This is a genomic window from Pseudomonas sp. JC1203, from assembly GCF_056175065.1.
In genome coordinates, this window is the sequence record NZ_JBWCAM010000003.1 from 152814 (window position 1) to 173159 (window position 20346).

At 66.3% G+C, this 20346-nt stretch carries 19 protein-coding genes; 12 read left to right on the forward strand and 7 right to left on the reverse strand.

Annotation, left to right across the window (positions count from 1 at the left end):
* Positions 1-20: 20 nt before the first annotated feature.
* A complete protein-coding gene (locus tag AC0SZ7_RS06075; protein ID WP_475503525.1) occupies positions 21-461 on the reverse strand; it encodes a MarR family winged helix-turn-helix transcriptional regulator in 441 nt (146 codons plus the stop codon).
* Between the two features lie 99 nt (positions 462-560).
* Between AC0SZ7_RS06075 and aceE the strand changes: the two genes are divergently transcribed.
* Complete coding sequence (aceE, locus tag AC0SZ7_RS06080; RefSeq protein ID WP_475503526.1) at positions 561-3230, forward strand: pyruvate dehydrogenase (acetyl-transferring), homodimeric type; 2670 nt, start codon at positions 561-563, stop codon at positions 3228-3230.
* Between the two features lie 86 nt (positions 3231-3316).
* Here aceE and AC0SZ7_RS06085 read toward each other — a convergent pair whose 3' ends face one another.
* Positions 3317-5518 (reverse strand): TonB-dependent receptor, encoded by a 2202-nt coding sequence (locus AC0SZ7_RS06085; RefSeq protein ID WP_475503527.1) that lies wholly within the window; start codon positions 5516-5518, stop codon positions 3317-3319.
* 257 nt (positions 5519-5775) lie between these two features.
* On the opposite strand from AC0SZ7_RS06085, the gene AC0SZ7_RS06090 reads away from it, so the two are divergent.
* The gene (locus tag AC0SZ7_RS06090; RefSeq protein WP_475503528.1) at positions 5776-6240 is read left to right on the forward strand and encodes a hypothetical protein; all 465 of its coding nucleotides are present in this window, start codon (positions 5776-5778) and stop codon (positions 6238-6240) included.
* A 510-nt stretch (positions 6241-6750) separates the two neighbouring features.
* Complete coding sequence (locus AC0SZ7_RS06095) at positions 6751-7080, forward strand: hypothetical protein (protein WP_475503529.1); 330 nt, start codon at positions 6751-6753, stop codon at positions 7078-7080.
* Positions 7081-7151: 71 nt separating this feature from the next.
* On the opposite strand, the gene AC0SZ7_RS06100 is transcribed toward AC0SZ7_RS06095, so the two are convergent.
* Complete coding sequence (locus tag AC0SZ7_RS06100; protein WP_475503530.1) at positions 7152-7364, reverse strand: hypothetical protein; 213 nt, start codon at positions 7362-7364, stop codon at positions 7152-7154.
* A 260-nt stretch (positions 7365-7624) separates the two neighbouring features.
* On the opposite strand from AC0SZ7_RS06100, the gene codB reads away from it, so the two are divergent.
* The 4 genes from codB to AC0SZ7_RS06120 all read left to right on the forward strand — a co-directional run bounded on the left by codB (position 7625) and on the right by AC0SZ7_RS06120 (position 12965).
* A complete protein-coding gene (gene codB / locus AC0SZ7_RS06105; RefSeq protein WP_475503531.1) occupies positions 7625-8881 on the forward strand; it encodes a cytosine permease in 1257 nt (418 codons plus the stop codon).
* The gene (locus AC0SZ7_RS06110) at positions 8878-10101 is read left to right on the forward strand and encodes a PucR family transcriptional regulator (RefSeq protein ID WP_475503532.1); all 1224 of its coding nucleotides are present in this window, start codon (positions 8878-8880) and stop codon (positions 10099-10101) included. The genes codB and AC0SZ7_RS06110 overlap by 4 nt, the downstream gene beginning before the upstream one ends.
* Positions 10098-11339, forward strand: coding sequence for a cytosine deaminase (codA, locus tag AC0SZ7_RS06115; protein ID WP_475503533.1), 1242 nt, complete (start codon positions 10098-10100; stop codon positions 11337-11339). The genes AC0SZ7_RS06110 and codA overlap by 4 nt, the downstream gene beginning before the upstream one ends.
* A 231-nt stretch (positions 11340-11570) precedes the next feature.
* The gene (locus AC0SZ7_RS06120) at positions 11571-12965 is read left to right on the forward strand and encodes an MFS transporter (RefSeq protein ID WP_475503534.1); all 1395 of its coding nucleotides are present in this window, start codon (positions 11571-11573) and stop codon (positions 12963-12965) included.
* A gap of 3 nt (positions 12966-12968) precedes the next feature.
* On the opposite strand, the gene nudK is transcribed toward AC0SZ7_RS06120, so the two are convergent.
* Together nudK and AC0SZ7_RS06130 are read right to left on the reverse strand one after the other, a co-directional pair.
* On the reverse strand, positions 12969-13550 hold the full coding sequence (gene nudK, locus AC0SZ7_RS06125) for a GDP-mannose pyrophosphatase NudK (RefSeq protein WP_475503535.1): 582 nt from the start codon (positions 13548-13550) through the stop codon (positions 12969-12971).
* Between the two features lie 37 nt (positions 13551-13587).
* The gene (locus AC0SZ7_RS06130; RefSeq protein ID WP_475503536.1) at positions 13588-13968 is read right to left on the reverse strand and encodes a MerR family transcriptional regulator; all 381 of its coding nucleotides are present in this window, start codon (positions 13966-13968) and stop codon (positions 13588-13590) included.
* 72 nt (positions 13969-14040) lie between these two features.
* Between AC0SZ7_RS06130 and AC0SZ7_RS06135 the strand changes: the two genes are divergently transcribed.
* Entirely contained in the window at positions 14041-14469 is a 429-nt protein-coding gene (locus AC0SZ7_RS06135; RefSeq protein WP_475503537.1) for a hypothetical protein, read from the forward strand.
* A gap of 26 nt (positions 14470-14495) precedes the next feature.
* Here AC0SZ7_RS06135 and AC0SZ7_RS06140 read toward each other — a convergent pair whose 3' ends face one another.
* Positions 14496-15443, reverse strand: coding sequence for a LysR family transcriptional regulator (locus AC0SZ7_RS06140; protein WP_475503538.1), 948 nt, complete (start codon positions 15441-15443; stop codon positions 14496-14498).
* Between the two features lie 143 nt (positions 15444-15586).
* Here AC0SZ7_RS06140 and AC0SZ7_RS06145 point away from each other — a divergent pair, with 143 nt between their 5' ends.
* The 4 genes from AC0SZ7_RS06145 to AC0SZ7_RS06160 are packed head-to-tail and all read left to right on the forward strand — an operon-like array spanning position 15587 to position 20187.
* Positions 15587-17092 (forward strand): efflux transporter outer membrane subunit, encoded by a 1506-nt coding sequence (locus tag AC0SZ7_RS06145; RefSeq protein ID WP_475503539.1) that lies wholly within the window; start codon positions 15587-15589, stop codon positions 17090-17092.
* The gene (locus tag AC0SZ7_RS06150; protein WP_475503540.1) at positions 17089-19101 is read left to right on the forward strand and encodes an FUSC family protein; all 2013 of its coding nucleotides are present in this window, start codon (positions 17089-17091) and stop codon (positions 19099-19101) included. Before AC0SZ7_RS06145 ends, AC0SZ7_RS06150 begins: the two co-directional genes overlap by 4 nt.
* A gap of 17 nt (positions 19102-19118) precedes the next feature.
* Positions 19119-19319 carry a DUF1656 domain-containing protein gene (locus AC0SZ7_RS06155; protein WP_416424750.1) on the forward strand — a complete coding sequence of 67 codons (201 nt, stop codon included), beginning with the start codon at positions 19119-19121 and terminating at the stop codon, positions 19317-19319.
* A 10-nt stretch (positions 19320-19329) separates the two neighbouring features.
* Positions 19330-20187, forward strand: coding sequence for an efflux RND transporter periplasmic adaptor subunit (locus AC0SZ7_RS06160; protein WP_475503541.1), 858 nt, complete (start codon positions 19330-19332; stop codon positions 20185-20187).
* 59 nt (positions 20188-20246) lie between these two features.
* On the opposite strand, the gene AC0SZ7_RS06165 is transcribed toward AC0SZ7_RS06160, so the two are convergent.
* On the reverse strand, positions 20247-20346 hold a 100-nt coding region (locus AC0SZ7_RS06165; protein WP_475503785.1), incomplete at its 5' end, for an ABC transporter ATP-binding protein.

Here is a 20346-nt window from a genome sequence, read left to right on the forward strand (position 1 = left end):
GCTCCCACAACACCTCGTCGTCACGGCCCGTTCGCCGCCAGCCGCGCGCCCTCCAGGGTCTGGGCGAACCGCTCGGCCTCGCCGGGGGCGAACTGGCTCAGGAACAGCTCCTTCACCGCCCCCTCGTACACTCCCCACATGCGCTGGCGCAGCGCCCGGCCCTTGTCGGTGATGCCCACCGTGGCGCCACGGCCATCGCCCTCGGCGCGGCGCCGCTGCACCAGCCCCTCGGCTTCCAGGCGGTCCACCAACCGCGTGAGGTTGTAGCGCTCGATCACCATCACGTCGGCCAGCTCATGCATACGCCGCTGCCCCGCAGGCCCGCTTTCAATGCCCCACAGGGCGTCGTACCAGGCGTACGCCGGCAACTGCTCGGCGGCCAGGCGGCGCTCTATCTCGCGGATCAGCGAGCGGTGCGCACGCACGAAGTTGAACCAAAGATCTGCTTGGCCCTGGGCCATGGCGACTCCTGAAGCAGAGGGAAATATAGTTGCAATTGTACGCTACCCGGCGCTAGATTGAATGTAATTGCATTTGCAATCAAAACACCAGGAGGCGTGATGAGCGAGCAATCGAGGTTTCTGGACAGGGACCCCCAGCAGACCCGTGAATGGCTGGAGTCGATGGAGTCGGTGATGGACGTGGAGGGCCGCCCGCGCGCCCATTACCTGATCGACCAGCTGCTGGATTTCGACGTGGCGCGCCACGGCGACTTTCATGGCCGGGTGGCCACCCCGTACGTCAACACCATCGCCCCCGACCGCGAACGGCCCTACCCCGGCGACCTGGGCATCGAGCAGCGCCTCAACGCGCTGATCCGCTGGAACGCGCTGACCATGGTGCTGCGCGCCGGCAAGCACTCGGGCGTGGGCGGCCACATCGCCAGCTACGCCTCCGCCGCGGTGCTGTACGACGTGGGCTTCGACCACTTCTTCCGCGGCCGCACCGCCACGTTCGCAGGCGACCTGGTGTACATCCAGGGCCACTCCTCGCCCGGCATCTACGGCCGCGCGTTCCTGGAGGGCCGCCTCAGCGAGGCGCAGCTGGACAATTTCCGCCGCGAAAGCGACCGCGACGGCATCAGCTCCTACCCGCACCCACGGCTGATGCCCGGCTTCTGGCAATTCCCCACGGTGTCCATGGGCCTGGGGCCGATCACCGCCGCCTACCAGGCGCGCTTCATGCGCTACCTGGAAAACCGCGCGCTCAGCGAACACCAGGGCCGCAAGGTGTGGGCCTTCCTGGGCGACGGCGAGATGGACCAGCCCGAGTCGCTGGCGGCCATTTCCCTGGCCGGCCGCGAGAAGCTCGACAACCTGATCTTCGTGGTCAACTGCAACCTGCAGCGCCTGGACGGCCCGGTGCGCGGCAACGCCAAGGTCATCCAGGAATTCGAGAGCCTGTACCGCGCCGCTGGCTGGAACGTGATCAAGGTGATCTGGGGCAGCGGTTGGGACCGCCTGCTGGACAAGGACCGCAGCGGCCTGCTGCGCCAGCGCATGATGGAGTGCGTGGACGGCGACTACCAGAACTACAAGTCGCAGAACGGCGCCTACGTGCGCGAGCACTTCTTCGGCAAATACCCCGAGCTGCTGGCGCTGGTGGCGGACCTGTCGGACGACGAGATCTGGAAGCTGTCACGCGGCGGCCACGACCCGCACAAGGTCTACAACGCCTACGCCGCAGCCATGCGCCACGCAGGGGCACCGACGGTGATCCTGGCCAAGACCGTCAAGGGCTTCGGCATGGGCGAGGCTGGCGAGGGGCAGAACATCAACCACCAGCAGAAGAAAATGGGCCTGGAGGCGCTCAAGGCGTTCCGCGACCGCTTCCACTTGAGCCTGTCCGATGAACAAGTGGCCGCGCTGCCTTACCTCAAGCCCGAGCCCGACAGCCAGGAAGCCCGCTACCTGCAGGCGCGCCGCAGCCATCTGGGCGGCCACGTGCCTGCCCGCCACGCCGAGGTCGAGCCGTTGCCGATCCCGCCGCTGGCCACCTTCGGCGCTCAGCTGAAGGGCACTGGCGAACGCGAAATTTCCACCACCATGGCCTTCGTACGCCTGCTGGGCACGCTGCTCAAGGACCCCCAGGTGGGCCCGCGCGTGGTGCCCATCGTGCCGGACGAGTCACGCACCTTCGGCATGGAAAGCCTGTTCCGCCAGATCGGCATTCACTCCCACGTGGGCCAACTGTACACGCCCCAGGACGCCGGCCAGCTGAGCTATTACAAGGAGAGCAAGGACGGCCAGATCATGCAGGAGGGCCTCAACGAGTCCGGCGCCATGTCCTCGTGGATCGCCGCCAGCACCGCCTACGCCAACCACGGCGTGGCCACCCTGCCCTTCTACATCTACTACTCGATGTTCGGCTTCCAGCGCATCGGCGACCTGGCCTGGGCCGCCGGCGACGCCCGCGCCCGCGGCTTCCTGCTGGGCGCCACCTCGGGGCGCACCACGCTGATGGGCGAAGGCCTGCAGCACGACGACGGCCACAGCCATGTGCTGGCCGCGACCATCCCCTGCTGCGTGGCCTACGACCCCACCTATGCCTACGAGCTGGCGGTGATCATCCATGCCGGCATGCGCCGCATGTTTGTCGACAACGAGGACGTGTACTACTACATCACCCTGCTTAACGAAAACTACAGCCACCCCGACCTGCCCGAGGGCGCGGAGGACGGCATTCTCAAGGGCCTGTACAACCTGGCCAGCACCCTGCCCGCTGCCGGCACCCCACATGTGCAACTGATGGGTTGCGGCGCCATCCTGCGCGAGGTGCTGGCCGCCGGCGAAATATTGGCCCGCGACTACGGCGTGGCCAGCGATGTGTGGAGCGCCACCAGCCTCACCGAGCTGCGCCGCGAAGGCCAGGCGGTGGAGCGCTGGAACCTGCTGCACCCTGAAGCGGCGCCGCGCCGCTGCCACGTGCAGGCCTGCCTGGCGGGCCGGCAAGGGCCGGTGGTGGTGGCCACCGATTACATGAAGATCTTCGCCGACCAGATCCGCCCCTTCGTCGACGGGCGCCGGTTCGTGGCGCTGGGCACCGATGGCTTTGGCCAGTCGGACACCCGCGAGGCGTTGCGCCGGCACTTCGAGGTGGACCGCCAGTTCGTGGTGCTGGCGGCGTTGAAGGCGCTGGCGGATGAGGGAATGGTAGCGCGCGCGGTGGTGGCGCAGGCGCTGGCGGCGTTGCAGATCGACCCTGACAAGACTGACCCGGCCAGCGTTTGATTGCGGCGCCGGTGACGCGGCCTGCGGCCGCTGCTACACATTCCTGTAGCAGCGGCCAAAGGCCGCGTCACAGCCACCGCACGGAATCAGAAATCGACGGTAGCCGACAACTTCATCACCCGTGGCTCACCCTGGGTCAGGTAGCCACCCTGGGCCGAGGCCCAGTAGTCCTTGTTGAACACGTTTTCCACGGTGGCGCGCAGGGTCACGTCACGCTCGTCCACCTTGAAGCCATAACGCGCACCGGCGTCGAAGCGGTTCCAGGTCGGCAGGCTGATGGTGTTCGCCGCGTCGGCGTACTGGCCGCCGGTGCGCAGCATGCGCCCGTTCAGCGACACGCCTTCCAGGCCCGGCACGTCCCAGTCGATGCCGGCGTTGAGCTGGAAGGTCGGCACGCCAATGGCGCGGTTGCCATCATTGGTGCCGTTCTGGGTGTCTTCGACGCGGGTCTTCATTACCGTCACGCCACCCAGGATGCGCAAGCCCTGCACGGGCTCGCCGAAGGCGTTGAACTCGACGCCCTTGTTGATCTGGGTGCCGTCCTGCACGTACAACAAGGCGCTGTTGGTGTAGCCGGCGGTGGGCTCCTCGATGCGGTAAACGCCCAGGGTGGCGCCGTAGGTGCCCATGTCCACCTTGACCCCCGCTTCCACTTGCTTGGTGCGCCCGGGCGCAAAGGTCTGGCCGTAGTTGCTGGCGGTGGACGGTGCGGTGTCACCCGCGGCCAGCCCCTCGATACGGTTGGCGTAGAACGACACGTGCTCCCACGGCTTGATCACCAGGCCGAACACCGGGGTGGTGATTTCCTTGTCGTAGTTGGCGGTGCGGTCGCCGGAATTGTAATCGTAGCTCTCTACCACCAGTTGCTGGCGGCGCAGGCCGGCGGTCACCAGCACGCGGTCGTCGAGGAAGCCGACGGTGTCGGAGGCGGCCAGGCTGCGGTTGAAGGTCTTGCCGGTGATGCCTGGGTCGCTGAGGTCGCCGCCCGGGTAGTTGTAGACCGGCTTGGCGGTGGCCACCGGGTTGTAGATGTTCGAGGCTTCGCCGGTCAGGTCGAAATTGTAGGCGCTGCGCTGCTGGGCCCAGATATCAGCCATGCCGACGTTCAGGCGGTGGCTGACCGCGCCGGTCTGCAACTTGCCGTTCAGGCCCGCCGAGAAGCTGGTGTTGTCCTCGTCATGGGGGATGGTCGAGCCGGTCACGTTGGCGTCGCCGGCGTTGTCGGTCAGGGTCACCGAGGAATAGCGACCGTTTTCGCGGGTGTGCTTGTAGCCGCCAGCCGCGTAGGCAGTCCAGTTGTCGTTGAGGTCGTACTCGCCACGCAGCATGCCGTAGGTGTCTTCCAGCGTGGTGTTGGCCCACTTGGCGTTGGCATTGGTGGTGGACGACGGCGCCTTGGGTGCCTTGGTGGCGCTGCCCAGGAACACCGAGTTGCGGCCGCCGTCGATGTCTTCCTTCTGGTAGCCGAAGTCGGCGGACAGGCGCAGCTTGTCGCCGCGGTAATCCAGGCCTGCAGTGAACACCTGCTCGCTCTGGCTTTCGTGGTCGACGCCCGTGTTGCCGCTGCGCTGGGCCAGGTTCACGCGCGCGCCGAACTGGTTGTCCTCGCCAAAGCGCTGGCCAAGGTCCAGGTGCTCGCCCACGCGGCCGTTGTCGCTGATGTCGGTGGTCAGGCGGCGCAGCGGCGTGTCGTCGGCGCGCTTGGGTTGCAGGTTCACCGAACCGCCCAGGCCGGTGCCGGTGGGGGTTATGCCATTGGTGAAGGCGCTGGGGCCGCGGAACACTTCCACGCGCTCGATGCCGTCAGTGGAAATGATCTGCCGCGGCAGCATGCCGTACAGGCCGTTGAAGGAGATGTCATCGGTGGCCAGTGGCAGGCCGCGGATCATGAACACCTGGGCCTGGTTGCCATAGCCCGAGGCCTGGCGCACCGAGGAGTCGTTGAGCAGCACGTCGCCGATGTTCTCGGCCTGCTGGTTCTCGATCAGCTCCGAGGTGTAGGCGGTGCTGGTGAACGGCGTGTCCATGATGTCCTGGTTGCCCAGCACGCCCATCTGCGCGCCCCGTGCCACCTGCCCGCCGGCGTACACCGGCGGCAGCGAAGGCGCGGCAGTCAGCGACTGCGCAGAGATGTTGACGTCGCTCAACTGCAGGGTGCCATCACCCTGCTTGGCGGTCGCATCCTGCGAGTTGGTGACAGTGGCCGCCTGCGCCGTCATGGCCAGCGAGCACAGAAGTGCGAGCATCGTGGGCCGGAACGGGACGCCTTGGCAAACAGGTGGGAGCATGATCAGTCCTGTGGAAGCAATAGTGATAAGCGCGGGCCAAAGGCACGAAAGCGCTGCAGGAGGGCAAAATGCCGCCCGCATGAATGATATTACTTATCAATTACTTATACATCTCATTGGCAGATGATATTTGGTCACAGTTGCGATACAGGGACGGCTCACGACGGGTTACAAAGTAGCCTGGCGCGGCGCTGGACTCCTGGGCTGTGGCCCGGATAATGGACTGCTCAAGGAACGACCGCCCAGGAATACTTACGATGAGCGCAGTGTCACGCGACGTATTCGACGCCAAAATCGAAGCCATCGAGGCGCGCATGGATGCACGCGTCGAGACCATCAACGCCAAGATCGATGCCGCCAATGCCAAGGCGGACGGCACTCATGCCCGATTCGATAACTTCATGCTGGTACAGGCCGAGCGCGACCAGCGCTATTACGAAGGTCAGGCAATGCGCGACAAACAACTTGAAGCCCTGACCGGCGAGGTCCGCGACATGGCTGTAGAAATGCGCACCGGCTTCAGTTCGCTGCGCACTACTATTCTGGTGACCGCGGTCAGCGCTTCCCTCGCCATTGTGTTTGGCGTGGCCTCGTTCAACGCATCGTTGACCTCCAACATGCTGGCCGCTTTCCAGATGGGTAAAGCACTGCAACCGGCACCTGCAATCGCTTCCGTCGCCCCCCTTGCCGCACCCGAAACATCAGCCCAAGCGCCTGACTAACCAGTCATTTTCAAGCCACCAAGTCGCCTTTTCGGCTCAAACCCTTATAAACAAAGGCCCTCGCCAAAAACCATGTAGTGCCGATAAAAAATCACTACAAAAGGTGTTGACGCCCTGCACCACGCCTTGCATAGTGAAGCTGTCTCCCCGATCGGGAGCCAAGGCAAAGGGTGTCAAAGCCTGGCGACAAGCCGTCGTCCGGTTGCGTGATGTGTACTGCCCACAAGGCAGATTGATGAAAAGCTGACCGGCAGGTCGCCCGTATGGGGCACCAGGCCGGCGAGACGATCTCAAGATGCTTGTGGCTGACTGCAGTACCGTCGTCCGTGATCTTCCTGATTCGTCGCGCCTTCCTCCCTGCTGTAGCCACTTTCCATCAACGCTACACACATCAACCCCGCGCCATCTGCAACCGGCTTTTTTGCCTTGCAGCACCGCGCAGTGGCCGATTGGGGGCCATGTTTGAACTCAACACAGACAATAGAAATAACAGTCGAGGGGACTTACATCATGAACTTGAACAATCAACCGACCATTGAAGAACTGGCTCAATTGTTCGCATCGCGCAAAGACACGCTGGACAGCCACATCCTGTGGGTCTGCGAATCGGGCGAAGTTCATATCGACGCAATGGCGCGTTACGCCGGCGAAACCGAATTCGAACAGAGCCAGCCAACCATGCGGGCCCGCCTGCGCACCTACCGCCGGGGCCAGGGCTACATTGGCCGCAAGGCAGCGGCCGACCGCGAGTTCCTGGGGCGCGTGCTGCACACCCTTGAGGCCCAATGGCCCGAGGCGCGGCAAGCGGCGCAGGTCCAGGTGATCGACCGCTACTGCTAGGCCAATAGACGCCGCCTACGGCAGCTGCTACGCAACACCTGTAGCAGCTGCCGCCAGGCGGCGTCACGGCTTTACGCCTGCCACCCCTGCTGCCGCTCGCGCCGCAGCGCCTGCCACTCGCCATACCCCCACACCCCGGTGGCCAGCAACGCGCCTACCACCGCCAAGCCCCAGTGATGGCGTTCGCACACACTGCACAGCACCTGCAACGTCAGCAGGAATATCCCCGCGCCCAGAAAGGGCCGCGCCCCCCGGGGCGGTTCCGGCTTGCCCTGTTCTCTCATCCGTGTGATTCCCTTTGTTCTTGTGTTCAGGATTTTCCACACGTTACTCACGCGCATAGTGTTCGTCCAGCAGCCGAAGGTCGAAACAGGTGCAGCCACGCCACCTTTTGAGGCACGATGCACAGCATCCGTACAATAAAACCAACAAGACTGTGCACAGTGAACACCCATCGACAGCACCTCTGCCCTGCTTTATGCAGTGGCCCGCTACTTGCTCTGGCAAGGCCTATCACTTCACTGATTGCCTGCGGAGAACAACAATGAGCGCAACCGATTTTCCCTTGAGCGAAGCCCCACCCCAAGGGCGCAAAGGGTTGCTGTCCATCGCCATGGTGCTGTTCAGTTTCACCTTCTTCACCGGCACCATGTTTGCCGGCGGCAAGCTGGGCATGGCCTTCGGGGTAAGCGACATGCTGTGGATCGCCTTCATCGGCAACAGCCTGCTGGCGATCTACGCCGCGGCCCTGGCGTTGATCGCCGCGCGCAGCGGGCTGAACACCGTGCTGATGGGGCGTTTCTGCTTTGGCGAGGCAGGCAGCCGTCTTTCCGATGTGCTGCTGGGCTTCGCCGAACTGGGCTGGTATGCCTGGGGCACCGCCACGGTAGCCATCGTGCTGGTGAAACTGCTGGGCCTGAGCGAAGGGTTGACCACGCCGTTGATGGTGCTGTTCGGCTTCGGCTTCTGCCTCACGGCGTTGGTGGGCTACAAGGGCCTGGACGTGCTGTCGCGGCTGTCGGTGCCGCTGATGTTCATCCTGCTGGTGGTGTCGATGGTCATCGCCACGCGCACCATCGGTGGCTGGCAGGGCCTGAGCGCCGTGCTGCCACAGCAAACCATGAGCGTGTCGGCTGCCATCACCATGGTCTTCGGCACCTTCGCCAGCGGCGCCACCCAAGCCACCAACTGGACGCGGCTGGCGCGCAGCGGGCGCATTGCGGTGGTTGCCAGCGTGCTCAGCTTCCTGGTGGGCAACGGCCTGATGATCGTCGCCGGGGCCTGGTGCGCCATCGTCTACCAGCAGGCTGACATCGTCGAGGTGATGATGCTGCAGGGCCTGTCGTTCGCCGCCGTGGTGATGCTGTGCCTGAACCTGTGGACGATTCAGGGCCCGACCATCTACAACGTCTCGGCCGCCGCCTGCCACCTGGTGCGCAGCGAACGCCGGCGCACCATGACCCTGGTGGCCGCCGGCGTCGGCGTGGTGCTGGCCATCGGCGGCATGTACCAATTGCTGATCCCCTTCCTGATTCTGCTGGGCTCGATCATCCCGCCCATCGGCGGGGTGATCATGGCCGACTTCTGGTGCCGCCACCGTGGCCGCTACCCGCGCCTGGCGGACGCCCGCCTGCCGCGCTATAACCTGGCGGGCCTGGGCGCCTACGCCGTGGGCGCGGTGGCCGCGTATGCGTCACCGTGGATTGCGCCGCTGGTGGGCATCGCCGCCTCGGCCGGCTGCTACTGGCTGCTGTTGCAACTGGGCGGCCAGCGCCGCCTTCACCTGCAGGAGGAAACGTGAGCCTTACCGTTGAACAGATTCTGGCGCTGCCGGGCCTTGAAGCCATGGCCCTGCGTGCCGGTGCCCGCCAGTGCCACCGCAGCGTGCGCTGGTCGTACGTGGCCGAGAACGAAGGCATCGCCGACTGGGTGATGGGCGGCGAACTGGTGTTCGTCACCGGCATCAACCTGGCGCGCGACGAGGCCAACCTGCTGCGCCTGGTGCGGGAGGGCGAGCGCTGCGCCATCGCCGGGCTGGTGATCCTTACCGGCGAGGCGTTCATCCGCCGCATCCCGGCTTCCGTGGTGGCGCTGGCAGAGGAACTGGGCGTGCCGCTGATCGAGCAGCCCTACGGCCTGAAGATGGTCATCGTCACCCACCTGATCGGCACCTCGCTGGTGCAGATGGCCCAGGTGCGCCGCTCGCGCCACGACATCCTCGGCCAGCTGCTGAGCGGCGACTACCCTGGGCTTGCCATCGTGCGCCAGCGCGCCGCCCACCTGCAGGTGCCGCTGGACGGGCCACGGCGGGTGCTGGTGATGCGCCTGTCGAACCAGGCCGCAGTGTTCGCCCACAGCCCGCCGCCCGAGGCCGAGCGCCAGTTGCAGCACTGCCGCCAGGCGTTGGAAGACCAGCTGGAAGCCTGGAACAGCGCCCACCCGTTGCCGCTGCCGGTGGTCAGCCAGGGGGATTTGCTGGTGGTGTTGCTGGCCAGCGACGTCGACCCGCGCAGCCAACTGGCACCGCTGTACCGCGACCTGCTGGGCATGAGCGCGCCCATGACACTGTTCATGGGCCTGTCCACCGTGGTCGACGACCCCGGGCAATACCGCCAGGCCCTGGGCGAAGCGCGCCAGGCGCTGGAAGTGGCCGAGCACCTGCGCCCGGCCAACGGCCTGTGCGACTTCAACGAGCTGGGCGTGCTGCGCCTGCTGCAGGCCATCCCCGACCGCCGCATCATCGACACTTTCGTGCGCCAGACGCTGGGTCCGTTGCAGGAACCCGGCCGCAAACAACCGCAGACCCTGCTGCACACCCTGGACGCGCTGCTGCAGGAAAACGGCAACGGCCTCAAGGCTGCCCAGCGCCTGGGCGTTCACCGCAACACCCTGAACCAACGGCTGCAACGAATCGAACAGCTCAGCGAGCAGTCGCTCGATGATCCCCTTTTCCGCATGAACGCTTCGGTCGCGCTGCTGGTATGGCGCATGGCCGAGGCCCAGCTACAGGACCGCCCATGAACATCATCAATGCCACCCTGCGCAAACGCCAGGGCCTGTTTACCGTGACCTGCGACGGCGCGCGCATCAGCGCCATCACTGCGCAAGCCGCCACGCGCGCGCCTGCAGGCGATGACGTCGATGCCCGCGGGCAGCTGTTGATCGCGCCGCTGGTGGAGCCGCACATTCACCTCGACGCCACCCTCACCGCCGGCGAGCCGGAATGGAACATGAGCGGCACGCTGTTCGAAGGCATCGAGCGCTGGGGCCAACGCAAGGCCACCATTACCCACGAAGACACCAAGCAGCGCGCCCACACCACCATCCGCATGCTCGCCGAGCACGGCATCCAGCACGTGCGCACCCACATCGATGTCACCGACCCGACCCTGGGCGCGCTGAAGGCCATGCTTGAAGTGCGCGAGGAAGCCCGTCACCTCATCGACCTGCAAATCGTCGCCTTCCCCCAGGAAGGCATCGAGTCGTTCGCCAACGGCCGCGCGCTGATGGAGCAGGCCATCGAGATGGGCGCCGACGTGGTCGGCGGCATCCCGCACTTCGAGAACACCCGCGACCAGGGCGTCAGCTCGATCAAGTTCCTGATGGACCTGGCCGAGCGCACCGGCTGCCTGGTGGACGTGCACTGCGACGAGACCGACGACCCGCACTCGCGCTTCCTTGAAGTGCTGGCCGAAGAAGCCCGCGTGCGCGGCATGGGCAGCCGTGTCACGGCCAGCCACACCACGGCCATGGGTTCCTACGACAACGCCTACTGCTCCAAGCTGTTCCGCCTGCTGAAGCTGTCGGGCATCAACTTCGTCTCCTGCCCCACCGAGAGCATCCACCTGCAGGGCCGCTTCGACACCTTCCCCAAGCGCCGCGGCGTGACCCGCGTGGCCGAGCTGGACCGCGCCGGCCTGAACGTGTGCTTCGGCCAGGACTCGATCAAGGACCCCTGGTACCCGCTGGGCAACGGCAACATCCTGCGCGTGCTGGATGCCGGCCTGCACATTTGCCACATGATGGGCTTCGAGGACCTGGCCCGCAGCCTGGACCTGGTGACCGACAACAGCGCCCGCGCCATGAATTTGGGCGAAGGCTACGGCATTGAGGTGGGGCGCCCGGCCAACCTGGTGATTCTGGACGCGGAAAGTGATTACGAGGCGGTGCGGCGCCAGGCCAAGGCGCGGGTGTCGATTCGCGGCGGCAAAGTATTGATGACGCGGGTGCCTGAGCGCGTCGAGTTCAACTTGTCCTGACCGACCACGGCGCCCCTGACGCAGCCTGGCTTCATGTGGGAGCTGGCTTGCCAGCGAGCTGTTGGGGCCCGAAAAGCTCGCTGGCAAGCCAGCTCCCACCGAAGACGGCTGCGTATTCCGATTTTCATCCGGCGCCGGTGAAAATTGGTGTTACAAAAGGTTTCCCCGAAGGCAGAATGAAACGCGAACTCACCTGTTCGTACGTCGTTCGGCAACACAAGGAACCCCACAGTGCCCGACAACCGCCCCACGCCCGCTACCTGGATCGCCCTGCTGGTGGCCGTCACCTTCTTCATGGAGAACCTCGACGCCACGGTAATCAGCACCGCCCTGCCGCAGATTGCCCAGCAATTTGGCAAGGCGCCCGTGGACCTCAACATCGGTATCAGCGCCTACCTGCTGGCGGTGGCGATCTTCATTCCGCTGTCGGGCTGGGTGGCCGACCGTTTCGGCACCCGCCGGGTGTTTTCCTGCGCCATCAGCCTGTTCACCCTGGCCTCGCTGTGGTGCGGCCTGAGCCAAAGCCTTGAGAGCTTCGTGGCGGCCCGCGTGCTGCAAGGCATCGGCGGCGCGATGATGGTGCCGGTGGGGCGCCTGGCGGTGCTGCGTACCACCGAGAAGAAAGATTTGGTGAAGATGATCGCGGTCATCACCTGGCCCGGCCTGGTGGCGCCGATTCTTGGCCCGCCGCTGGGCGGGCTGATCGTCACGCACGCCTCCTGGCCATGGATTTTCTTCGTCAACCTGCCGCTGGGCGCCATCGCCCTGGGCTGCGCGCTGTGGCTGGTGCCCAAGGGCCACGCTGAAAACACCCGGCCGTTCGACAGCGTCGGTTTCCTGCTGCTGGCCGGTGCCTGCGCGGCGCTGATGCTGGGCCTGGAGTGGCTGGGCGGCGCCGAGCATGTGGGCACCGGCCTCGGCCTGCTGGCGGCCGGCGCGGTGCTGGCGGTGCTGGCCATCCGGCATTGCCGCCGTCACCCCTCGCCGCTGCTGCCGCTGGGCCCGGTGGCCATTGACACCTTCCGCGTCAGCATCTTCGGCGGCTCGCTGTTCCGCGTCGCCATCAGCGCCCTGCCGTTCCTGCTGCCGCTGCTGTTCCAGGTAGGCTTCGGCTTCTCGCCGGTGTACGCCGGCAGCCTGGTGCTGGCGGTATTCGCCGGCAACCTGGCGATGAAACCCTTCACCACCGCCACCATGCGCCGCTTCGGCTTCCGCCGGGTGCTGCTGGTGAATGGCCTGATTGGCGTGGCCTCCATCGCCGCCTGCGCGCTGTTCAGCGCCAGCACGCCGTGGCCGCTGGTGGCGCTGGTGCTGTTCATTGGCGGCCTGTCGCGCTCGATGCAGTTCACCTGCTACAACTCCATCGGCTTCGCCGACGTGCCCAAGGACCGCATGAGCGAGGCCTCGACCCTGTTCAGCATGTTCTTCCAGCTGGGCATGGGCGTGGGCGTGGCCGCCGCGGCGCTGCTGCTGCGCCTGTCCATGAGCATTCAGGGCCACGCCGCCCAGGCCCAGCCCAGCGACTTCCGCGTGGCCTTCCTGGGCATCGCGGTGCTGGGCCTGATTGCCCTGGTGGACGCCATCAAGCTGCCGCGCCAGGCCGGCGCGCAGGTGCTGCAGGGCTGACAGTTAACGCGGCATGATGCGCAATTCGAGGTACTGCAACAGCATGATGGTCTTGCCGTCGACGATCTGGCCATTGCTGACCATGGCCAGCGCTTCGTCGAAGCCCAGCTCCAGCACCTCGATGTCCTCGCCTTCTTCTTCCAGGCCGCCGCCAGCGTTCACGCGGTCGCCGTCTTCGTATTCACCGATGAAAAAGTGGATGCGCTCGGTGACCGCGCCGGGGCTCATGAAGGCCTCGAAGATCTTCTCGATGGCCTTGACCCGGTAGCCGGTCTCCTCCTCCACTTCCAGGCGAATGCGCGCCTCCGGGCTGGCGTTGTCCAGCAGCCCGGCGGCGGTCTCGATCAGGAAGCCGTCGTGGCCATTGAGGAAGGTGGGCAGGCGGAACTGGCGGATCAGCACCACGGTGCGCTTGGCCAGGTTGTACAGCAGGATGGTGGCGCCGTTGCCGCGGTCGTACACCTCGCGGGTCTGGGTTTGCCAGCCGCCGTCGCGGCGGCGCAGGTCGAAGGTGTACTTGTTCAGCAGGTACCAGTTGTCAGAGAGCAGTACCTTGCCGGTGATGCGGATGGGGCTGTCGGCCATGGAAAATCCTTGAGGGTAAAACGCCAAGGGCGCAGGGTTACCCGCCGCCTGCACCTGCGTCAAGCACCGGTGCCAGCGGGCACACCGCCTGTGCCCGCGCACTCAGGGCCTGGCGTAGCCCCTGCAGCTGGGCAATGCGCTCATCGATGGCCGCCAGTTTCTGCGCGAACACCGCTGCCAGCCGCTCGGCCGGCTCGTCGTTGGCCTGCCACAGCGCCGGCAGGTTCTCACCCACCTCGGCCAGGCTGAAACCCAGCTGCTGCGCGGTGCGGATGTACTGCACCAGCTGCACGGTGTCCGGGTGGTAATGGCGGTACCCGTTGGCGCTGCGGGTGCAGTGGATCAACCCACGCTCCTCGTAGAAACGCAGCGCGTCGCAACTCACCCCGGCCAGCGCGGCCACCTGCCCTATTTTCATCCTGCCCCCTTGACCCTGGACCATGCACCAGGGTTTAGCCTGGCGATCCTATCACTATGGAAGCCTGTCACGATGGATACCCCCCGCTATTTACGCCTGGTGCGCGCCAGTGCCTGGTACGACCTGTTTGCCACGGCGGCATTCATGACGCCGTGGAGCATGCAATGGCTGTTCGGCCAACTGGCTGGTTTATCGGCAAGCCTGGGCCTGGGCGCGCCGCAGCCGCTGGCCGACCCGGCGCACATGCTCATGGCCAACCTGCTGGGCAGCGTGGTGATTGTGTGGGCGCTGCTGCGGCTGCGGCACACCCGGCCCGAACACGGGCTGTACGACGCCGCCGCGCGGGGGTTGTTCGCGTTGTGGCAGATAGTGGCGGTGCTCAGCGGCGCCAGCCCGATCATCATCGCCTTCACGCTGATGGAGCTCACCTTCGGCGCATTGCAGCTAGCCCCCGTAGCAGCGGCCGCATGGCCGCGTCCGCGGGCACCGCGTAGTCTGTGACGCGGCCTCGCGGCCGCTGCTACGGGTCAGCTGGCGTTAGAGGTTTGCGCGTTCAAGTCACTTTCCTCATCCGCCAGCGCCTGCGGCAACGACGCCCGCAAATGCTCCACCCAGGTACGAATCTTCGCGTCCAGAAATAGCCGCGACGGGTAGATGGCGTACAGGTTCAGGCGCTGCAGGCGGTAGCCGGGCAGCACCCGCACCAGCTCGCCGCTGCGCAGGCCGTCGATGGCCGAGTAGCTGGGCAGCACGCCGATGCCCATGCCGCTGCGGATGGCCACGCGCATGGCGTCGATGGCGTTGACCTGGAACGGCGTGGCGCGCAGCGAGGCCACTTCCGGGCCGTCGGGGCCTTCAAACTGCCAGCGGTTGTCCGGGTAGGCAACGCTGCTCATCAGCAGGCAGTCGTGCTCTTCCAGCTCGGCCGGGGTGCGCGGCCCGCCGCCGCGGCGTTCCAGGTAGCGTGGCGCGGCGCACAGCACGCTGTAGATGGTGCCCAGGCGCTGGGAGATGTAGCCCGAGTCGGGTAATTGCGCGGCCAGCACGATGGAGACATCGAACCCATCCTCGATCAGGTCCGGCACGCGGTTGCTCAGGTGCAGGTCGAAACTCACCTCGGGGTAGCGCTCGCGGTAGTCGGCCATGGCCTCGATCACGTAGTGCATGCCGATGCCCGCCATGGCGTGCACCTTGAGGCTGCCGGCGGCGTAGTCCTGGGTGGCTTCGGCCTCGGCTTCGGCTTCGGCCACCGACGCCAGGATGCTCTCGCAACGGTGGTAATAGCGCTTGCCCGCCTCGGTCATGGCGATGCGCCGGGTGGTGCGGTTCAGCAGCCGGGTGCGCAGGTGGCTTTCGAGGTTCGACACCGCCCGCGACAGGTTGGCGGTGGTGGTGTTCATCTGCTCGGCGGCCAGGGTGAAGCTGCCGGTTTGCGCCACGCAGACGAAGGCGCGCATGTACTGGAGGATGTTCATCTGATGTTTCCCCGATAGACCGGGCGATTATAAAATTAATTACAACAAACAATCATGTGTTGTTGCGTTTATTGCATCAGCCGCCAGCCGGTAAAATCCTCCCCATCCATAATCAACGGGCACATCAGGGGAACGATACACGCATGACCAGACACGCCTTACCCCTGATGTTACTCACATTAACGTTAACAATCAGCGGTTGCATCAGCACCCACGGCATCGGCCCCGAAAGCCGGCCCATGGCCGCCAACCAGTTGCAGACCGACGCGGCCATTGCCCAGGCCCGCAGCGACGCGCACTGGCCCGACAGCCGCTGGTGGATGGCCTATGGCGACGCGCAGCTCAATAGCTGGATAGACGACGCCCAGCGCAACAGCCCAAGCCTGGCCGAAGCCGCCGCGCGGGTGCGCCAGGCCAAGGCCATGGCCGGGGTGACCGCCGCCAATGAGTCGCCGCAAATCAACGGCAAGGCCTCGATTACCCGCCACAAATGGCCCACCGACAACTTCTACGGCCCCGGCGAGCTGGCCGACGTCACCGACTTCGACAACAGCGCCGCCCTGGGCATGAGCTATTCCCTGGACCTCTGGGGCCGCGAGCAGAGCGCCACCGAACAGGCGCTGGACAGCGCCCATGCAGCCGCCGCCCAGGCGCGCGCGGCGCAACTGGAGCTACAAGGCAATATCGTCCGCGCCTACATTCAGTTGTCGGAACAGTACGCCCAGCGCGACATTCTCCAGGCCCTGCTCAAGCAACAGCAACAAGTGCTGGACCTGGCCCAGAAGCGTTTTGACCACGGCATCGGCACCCAGCTGGAGGTCAGCCAGGCGCAGACCTCGCTGCCCGAAACCCTGCGCCAGATCGACAGCCTCGACGAAAGCATCGCCCTCAGCGGCAACCAGCTGGCCGCCTTGGCCGGCAAGGGCCCGGGCGCCGCGCACACTTTGCAGCGCCCGACCCTGGCACTGGGGGCTGCGTTGGCGCTGCCAGCCCGCCTGCCGGCGCAACTGCTGGGCCAGCGCCCCGACGTGGTCGCCAGCCGCTGGCGGGTCAACGCCCAGGCGCGCGGCATCGAAGTGGCCCGCGCCGGCTTCTACCCCGACGTCGACCTGGCCGCCAGCCTTGGCTTCAGCGCCACCGGCGGTGGCGTGCTGGAGTTCCTCAACGCCAGCAAGCAGACGTGGACCGTGGGCCCGGCCCTGAGCCTGCCGATATTCGACGGCGGCCGCCTGCGCGCCCAGCTGGGCGCCGCATCGGCCGGCTACGACCTGGCCGTGGCGCAGTACAACCAGACCCTGGTGCAGGCGTTGAAAGACATCAGCGACCAACTGATCCGTCGCCATTCCATGGACCAGCAATTCACCCTGGCCAACCAGGGCGTGGCCAACGCCCAGCGCAGCTATGACATTGCGCGCATCGCCTTCCAGCGCGGCCTGACCGGCTACCTGGACGTCCTCAACGCCCAGACCCAGCTGTTCCGCGAGCAGCAGACCCTGCAGCAGGTGCAGGCCGCACGCCTGCAAACCCAGGCTTCGCTGGTGGTTGCCCTGGGCGGCGGCGTGCGCGCCGGCAACGACACCCCCGACCCGGCCCGCGCCGCCCCGGCCAAGCCCGGCCTCGCGCTGCTGCGCGGCGAGCAGCAACCATGAGCCTGGCCACCGACTGGCGCCCGGCCCTGCGCGAATGGGCCGAGCGCGACGGCGTGACCTGGATCTACCTGTTCAAGCTGCTGTGCGCCGCTTTCCTGACCTACTGGCTGGCCCTGCGCCTGGAGCTGCCGCAACCGTCCACGGCGCTGGTCACCGTATTCATCGTCATGCAGCCGCAAAGCGGCCCGGTCATCGCCAAGAGCGCCTGGCGCCTGCTTGGCACGCTACTGGGGCTGGTGGTGGTGATCACCCTGATCGCCCTGTTCGGCCAGCACAGTGATGTATTCCTGGGCTGCCTGGCGCTGTGGGTGGGGCTGTGCTGCGGACTGTCGGCGCGCTACCGCAATTTCCAGGCCTACGCCTTCGTGCTTACCGGCTACACCGCCGCCATCGTCGGCGTGCCGGCCCTCACCCACCCTGAAGGCGTGTACCTGTCGGCGGTGTGGCGGGCCATCGAGATTGGCCTGGCGGTGATTTGCAGTGGCGTGGTGTCGGCGGTGATCTTCCCGCAGAACAGCCGCACCGCCTTGCGTGCCACCATCGGCAAGCGCCTGGGGCTGTTCGCCGCGTTTGCCGCCGACAGCCTGCAAGGCCGCCTGGCCGAGGGCGCCTTCGCCCAGCACAACCGCCGCCTGGTGGCCGAGGCCGTGGGCCTGGAGAACCTGCGCAGCGTGACCGTATTCGAAGACCCGCTGACGCACATGCGCAGCGGCCGCCTGAGCCGCCTCAACAGCGAATTCATGCAGTGCACCACGCGCTTCAACGCCCTGCACCAACAGCTCGAACGCCTGCGGCACGAAGCCCCGCACGCCTGGCAAGACCTGCAACCGGCCCTGGGCGGGCTGGTGAGGCTGCTGGAAGATTACCGTGACCAACCGCTGGACAGCGCCGGCGCCGCGCCCCTGGCCGAGCGCCTGAACCGCCTGCACGCCGACACCGCGCTGCGCCTGCAGCACCTGCCCGCCACCGCCTGCCAGCAGGACCTGGACACCGCCGGCGAGCTGCTGCTGGGGCTTATCGACGAGCTGCACGACTACGCCCAGACCCACGCCTCGCTGGCCAGCCACCGCCACCCGCGCGAGCAATGGGCCGCCGGCTACACGCCACGCACCAACCTGTGGGTGTGCGCAGCGTCAGGCCTGCGCGGCTTCATCACCGTGGCCCTGGCCGCCAGCTTCTGGCTGGCCAGCGCCTGGCCCAGCGGCATCAGCCTGATGATTTCCGCAGCAGCCGGCATCAGTCTCACCGCCAGCACGCCGAACCCATGGCGCGCCGGCGTGCAGATGGGCATGGGCGTGGTGCTCAGCAGCCTGTTCGGCTTCGTCGAATACTTCTTCCTCTACCCGCACATCGACGGCTTCGCCCTGCTGTGCTTCGTGCTGGCCCCAGCGTTGCTGTTCGGCGGTTTCCTGACCACGCGCCTGTCCACCATGGGCATCGGCCTGGGCTTCCTGATCACCTTCGCCTCGGGTGCCATCCCGGCGAACCTGACGGTGTATAACCCGGCCGGCTTCATCAACGACTGCATCGCCAACATCATCGCCTTCGGCCTGTGCGCCATCGCCGGCGCGGTGATTCTGCCCACCAATGCACCCTGGGCCTGGCGCCACCTGCAGCGCGACCTGCGCCGCCAGGTGGGCTTTGCCGCCAACGGTGGCATGAAGCACCTGCGCCAGCGCTTCGAAAGCCGCACCCGTGACGTGCTGCAGCACGCCACCGCGCTGTCGGCGGCGCGCCCGGCGGTGCAGAACGAGCTGCTGCAATGGGCGCTGAGCGTGCAGGACGTCGGCCACGCCCTGGTGCGCCTGCGCGAACTGGGGCAGGCACCGGCGGCGGTGAGCAGCGCCTTGAGTCGGCTGTTCGAGCGCCCCGGCGCGGCCCGGCGCGAACAGGCGCTGCTGGCCCTGGATGACGCCTTGGCGGCACAACCGGCGCAGCCCCAGGCGGCGTACCTGCACTTTATCCGCAGCGCCCTGCTCAACCCTCGCTCGCCGCTGGCCAGCGCCTGAACCGGACCTGACCGACCATGCCCCGCGAACTGTTTTTCCTCGAACTGTACCTGCCGACGCTGCTGCTGGTGCTCGGCGCCAGCGCGCTGCTGGCCTGGCTGCTGGACCGCGCGTTGATCGCGCTGAACCTGTACCGCTTCTTCTGGCACGCCCCGCTGGTGCGCCTGAGCCTGTTCATCTGCCTGTTCAGCGCCTTGGCGCTGACGATCTACCGTTGAGACGCCAACCATGAAAAAACTCTTCAGCGTAGTGGCGACCCTGCTGGTGGTGGCCGTGGCCGCCCAGCTGGGTTCGACCCTGTGGAACCACTACATGGCCCAGCCCTGGACCCGTGACGGCCGCGTGCGCGCCGACATCATCAACGTCGCCCCGGACGTCAGCGGCGTGGTGGTGGAGGTGCCGGTGCACGACAACCAGCTGGTGAAAAAGGGCGACGTGCTGATGCGCATCGACCCGGCCCACTACCAAGTGGCCGTGGACCAGGCCAAGGCCCTGGTGGCCTCGCGCAAGGCCACCTGGCAAATGCGCGAAGTCAATGCCAAGCGCCGCGCCGACATGGACAACCTGGTGGTGTCCAAGGAAAGCCGCGAGGACGCCGGCAACACCGCCAGCGCCGCCCAGGCCGACTACCAGCAGGCCCAGGCGCAACTGGCCGCCGCTGAGTTGAACCTGGCCCGCACCCAGGTGCTCGCCACCACCGACGGCTACGTCACCAACCTCAACGTGCACCCTGGCGACTACGCCAAGGTGGGCGAGGCGAAAATGGCCGTGGTCGACCGCCATTCGTTCTGGGTGTACGGCTATTTCGAGGAATCGAAGCTGCCCAACGTGCATGTAGGCGACAAGGCGCAGCTGCAGATGATGAGCGGCGAAGTGCTCAAGGGCCACGTTGAAAGCATCTCGCGCGGCATCTACGATCGCGACAACCCCGAAAGCCGCGAGCTGGTGGCCGATGTGAACCCGACCTTCAACTGGGTCCGGTTGGCCCAGCGCGTGCCGGTGCGTATCCAGTTGGATGACGTGCCGCAGGACATGGTACTGGCGGCGGGTACCACCTGTACCGTGGTCATAACCCCCGGCGCCTGAACCGCATCGGGGCCGGACGCCGCCTGCGGCAGCTCCCACAGGATGTAGCAGCGGCGGGGTTAGGCCATGAAGGCGGCTTCCAGGAGCTGGCGGGTGTAGGGGTGCTGCGGGGCCGAGAACACTTGCGCTGCGGGGCCTTGCTCCAGTACTTGGCCTGAC

Bases quoted from the DNA above. Each gene is read 5' to 3' on its own strand.
- AC0SZ7_RS06075 (WP_475503525.1), bottom strand. From the start codon at position 461: ATGGCCCAGGGCCAAGCAGATCTTTGGTTCAACTTCGTGCGTGCGCAC.
- aceE (WP_475503526.1), top strand. From the start codon at position 561: ATGAGCGAGCAATCGAGGTTTCTGGACAGGGACCCCCAGCAGACCCGT.
- AC0SZ7_RS06085 (WP_475503527.1), bottom strand. From the start codon at position 5,518: ATGCTCCCACCTGTTTGCCAAGGCGTCCCGTTCCGGCCCACGATGCTC.
- AC0SZ7_RS06090 (WP_475503528.1), top strand. From the start codon at position 5,776: ATGAGCGCAGTGTCACGCGACGTATTCGACGCCAAAATCGAAGCCATC.
- AC0SZ7_RS06095 (WP_475503529.1), top strand. From the start codon at position 6,751: ATGAACTTGAACAATCAACCGACCATTGAAGAACTGGCTCAATTGTTC.
- AC0SZ7_RS06100 (WP_475503530.1), bottom strand. From the start codon at position 7,364: ATGAGAGAACAGGGCAAGCCGGAACCGCCCCGGGGGGCGCGGCCCTTT.
- codB (WP_475503531.1), top strand. From the start codon at position 7,625: ATGAGCGCAACCGATTTTCCCTTGAGCGAAGCCCCACCCCAAGGGCGC.
- codA (WP_475503533.1), top strand. From the start codon at position 10,098: ATGAACATCATCAATGCCACCCTGCGCAAACGCCAGGGCCTGTTTACC.
- nudK (WP_475503535.1), bottom strand. From the start codon at position 13,550: ATGGCCGACAGCCCCATCCGCATCACCGGCAAGGTACTGCTCTCTGAC.
- AC0SZ7_RS06130 (WP_475503536.1), bottom strand. From the start codon at position 13,968: ATGAAAATAGGGCAGGTGGCCGCGCTGGCCGGGGTGAGTTGCGACGCG.
- AC0SZ7_RS06135 (WP_475503537.1), top strand. From the start codon at position 14,041: ATGGATACCCCCCGCTATTTACGCCTGGTGCGCGCCAGTGCCTGGTAC.
- AC0SZ7_RS06140 (WP_475503538.1), bottom strand. From the start codon at position 15,443: ATGAACATCCTCCAGTACATGCGCGCCTTCGTCTGCGTGGCGCAAACC.
- AC0SZ7_RS06145 (WP_475503539.1), top strand. From the start codon at position 15,587: ATGACCAGACACGCCTTACCCCTGATGTTACTCACATTAACGTTAACA.
- AC0SZ7_RS06150 (WP_475503540.1), top strand. From the start codon at position 17,089: ATGAGCCTGGCCACCGACTGGCGCCCGGCCCTGCGCGAATGGGCCGAG.
- AC0SZ7_RS06155 (WP_416424750.1), top strand. From the start codon at position 19,119: ATGCCCCGCGAACTGTTTTTCCTCGAACTGTACCTGCCGACGCTGCTG.
- AC0SZ7_RS06160 (WP_475503541.1), top strand. From the start codon at position 19,330: ATGAAAAAACTCTTCAGCGTAGTGGCGACCCTGCTGGTGGTGGCCGTG.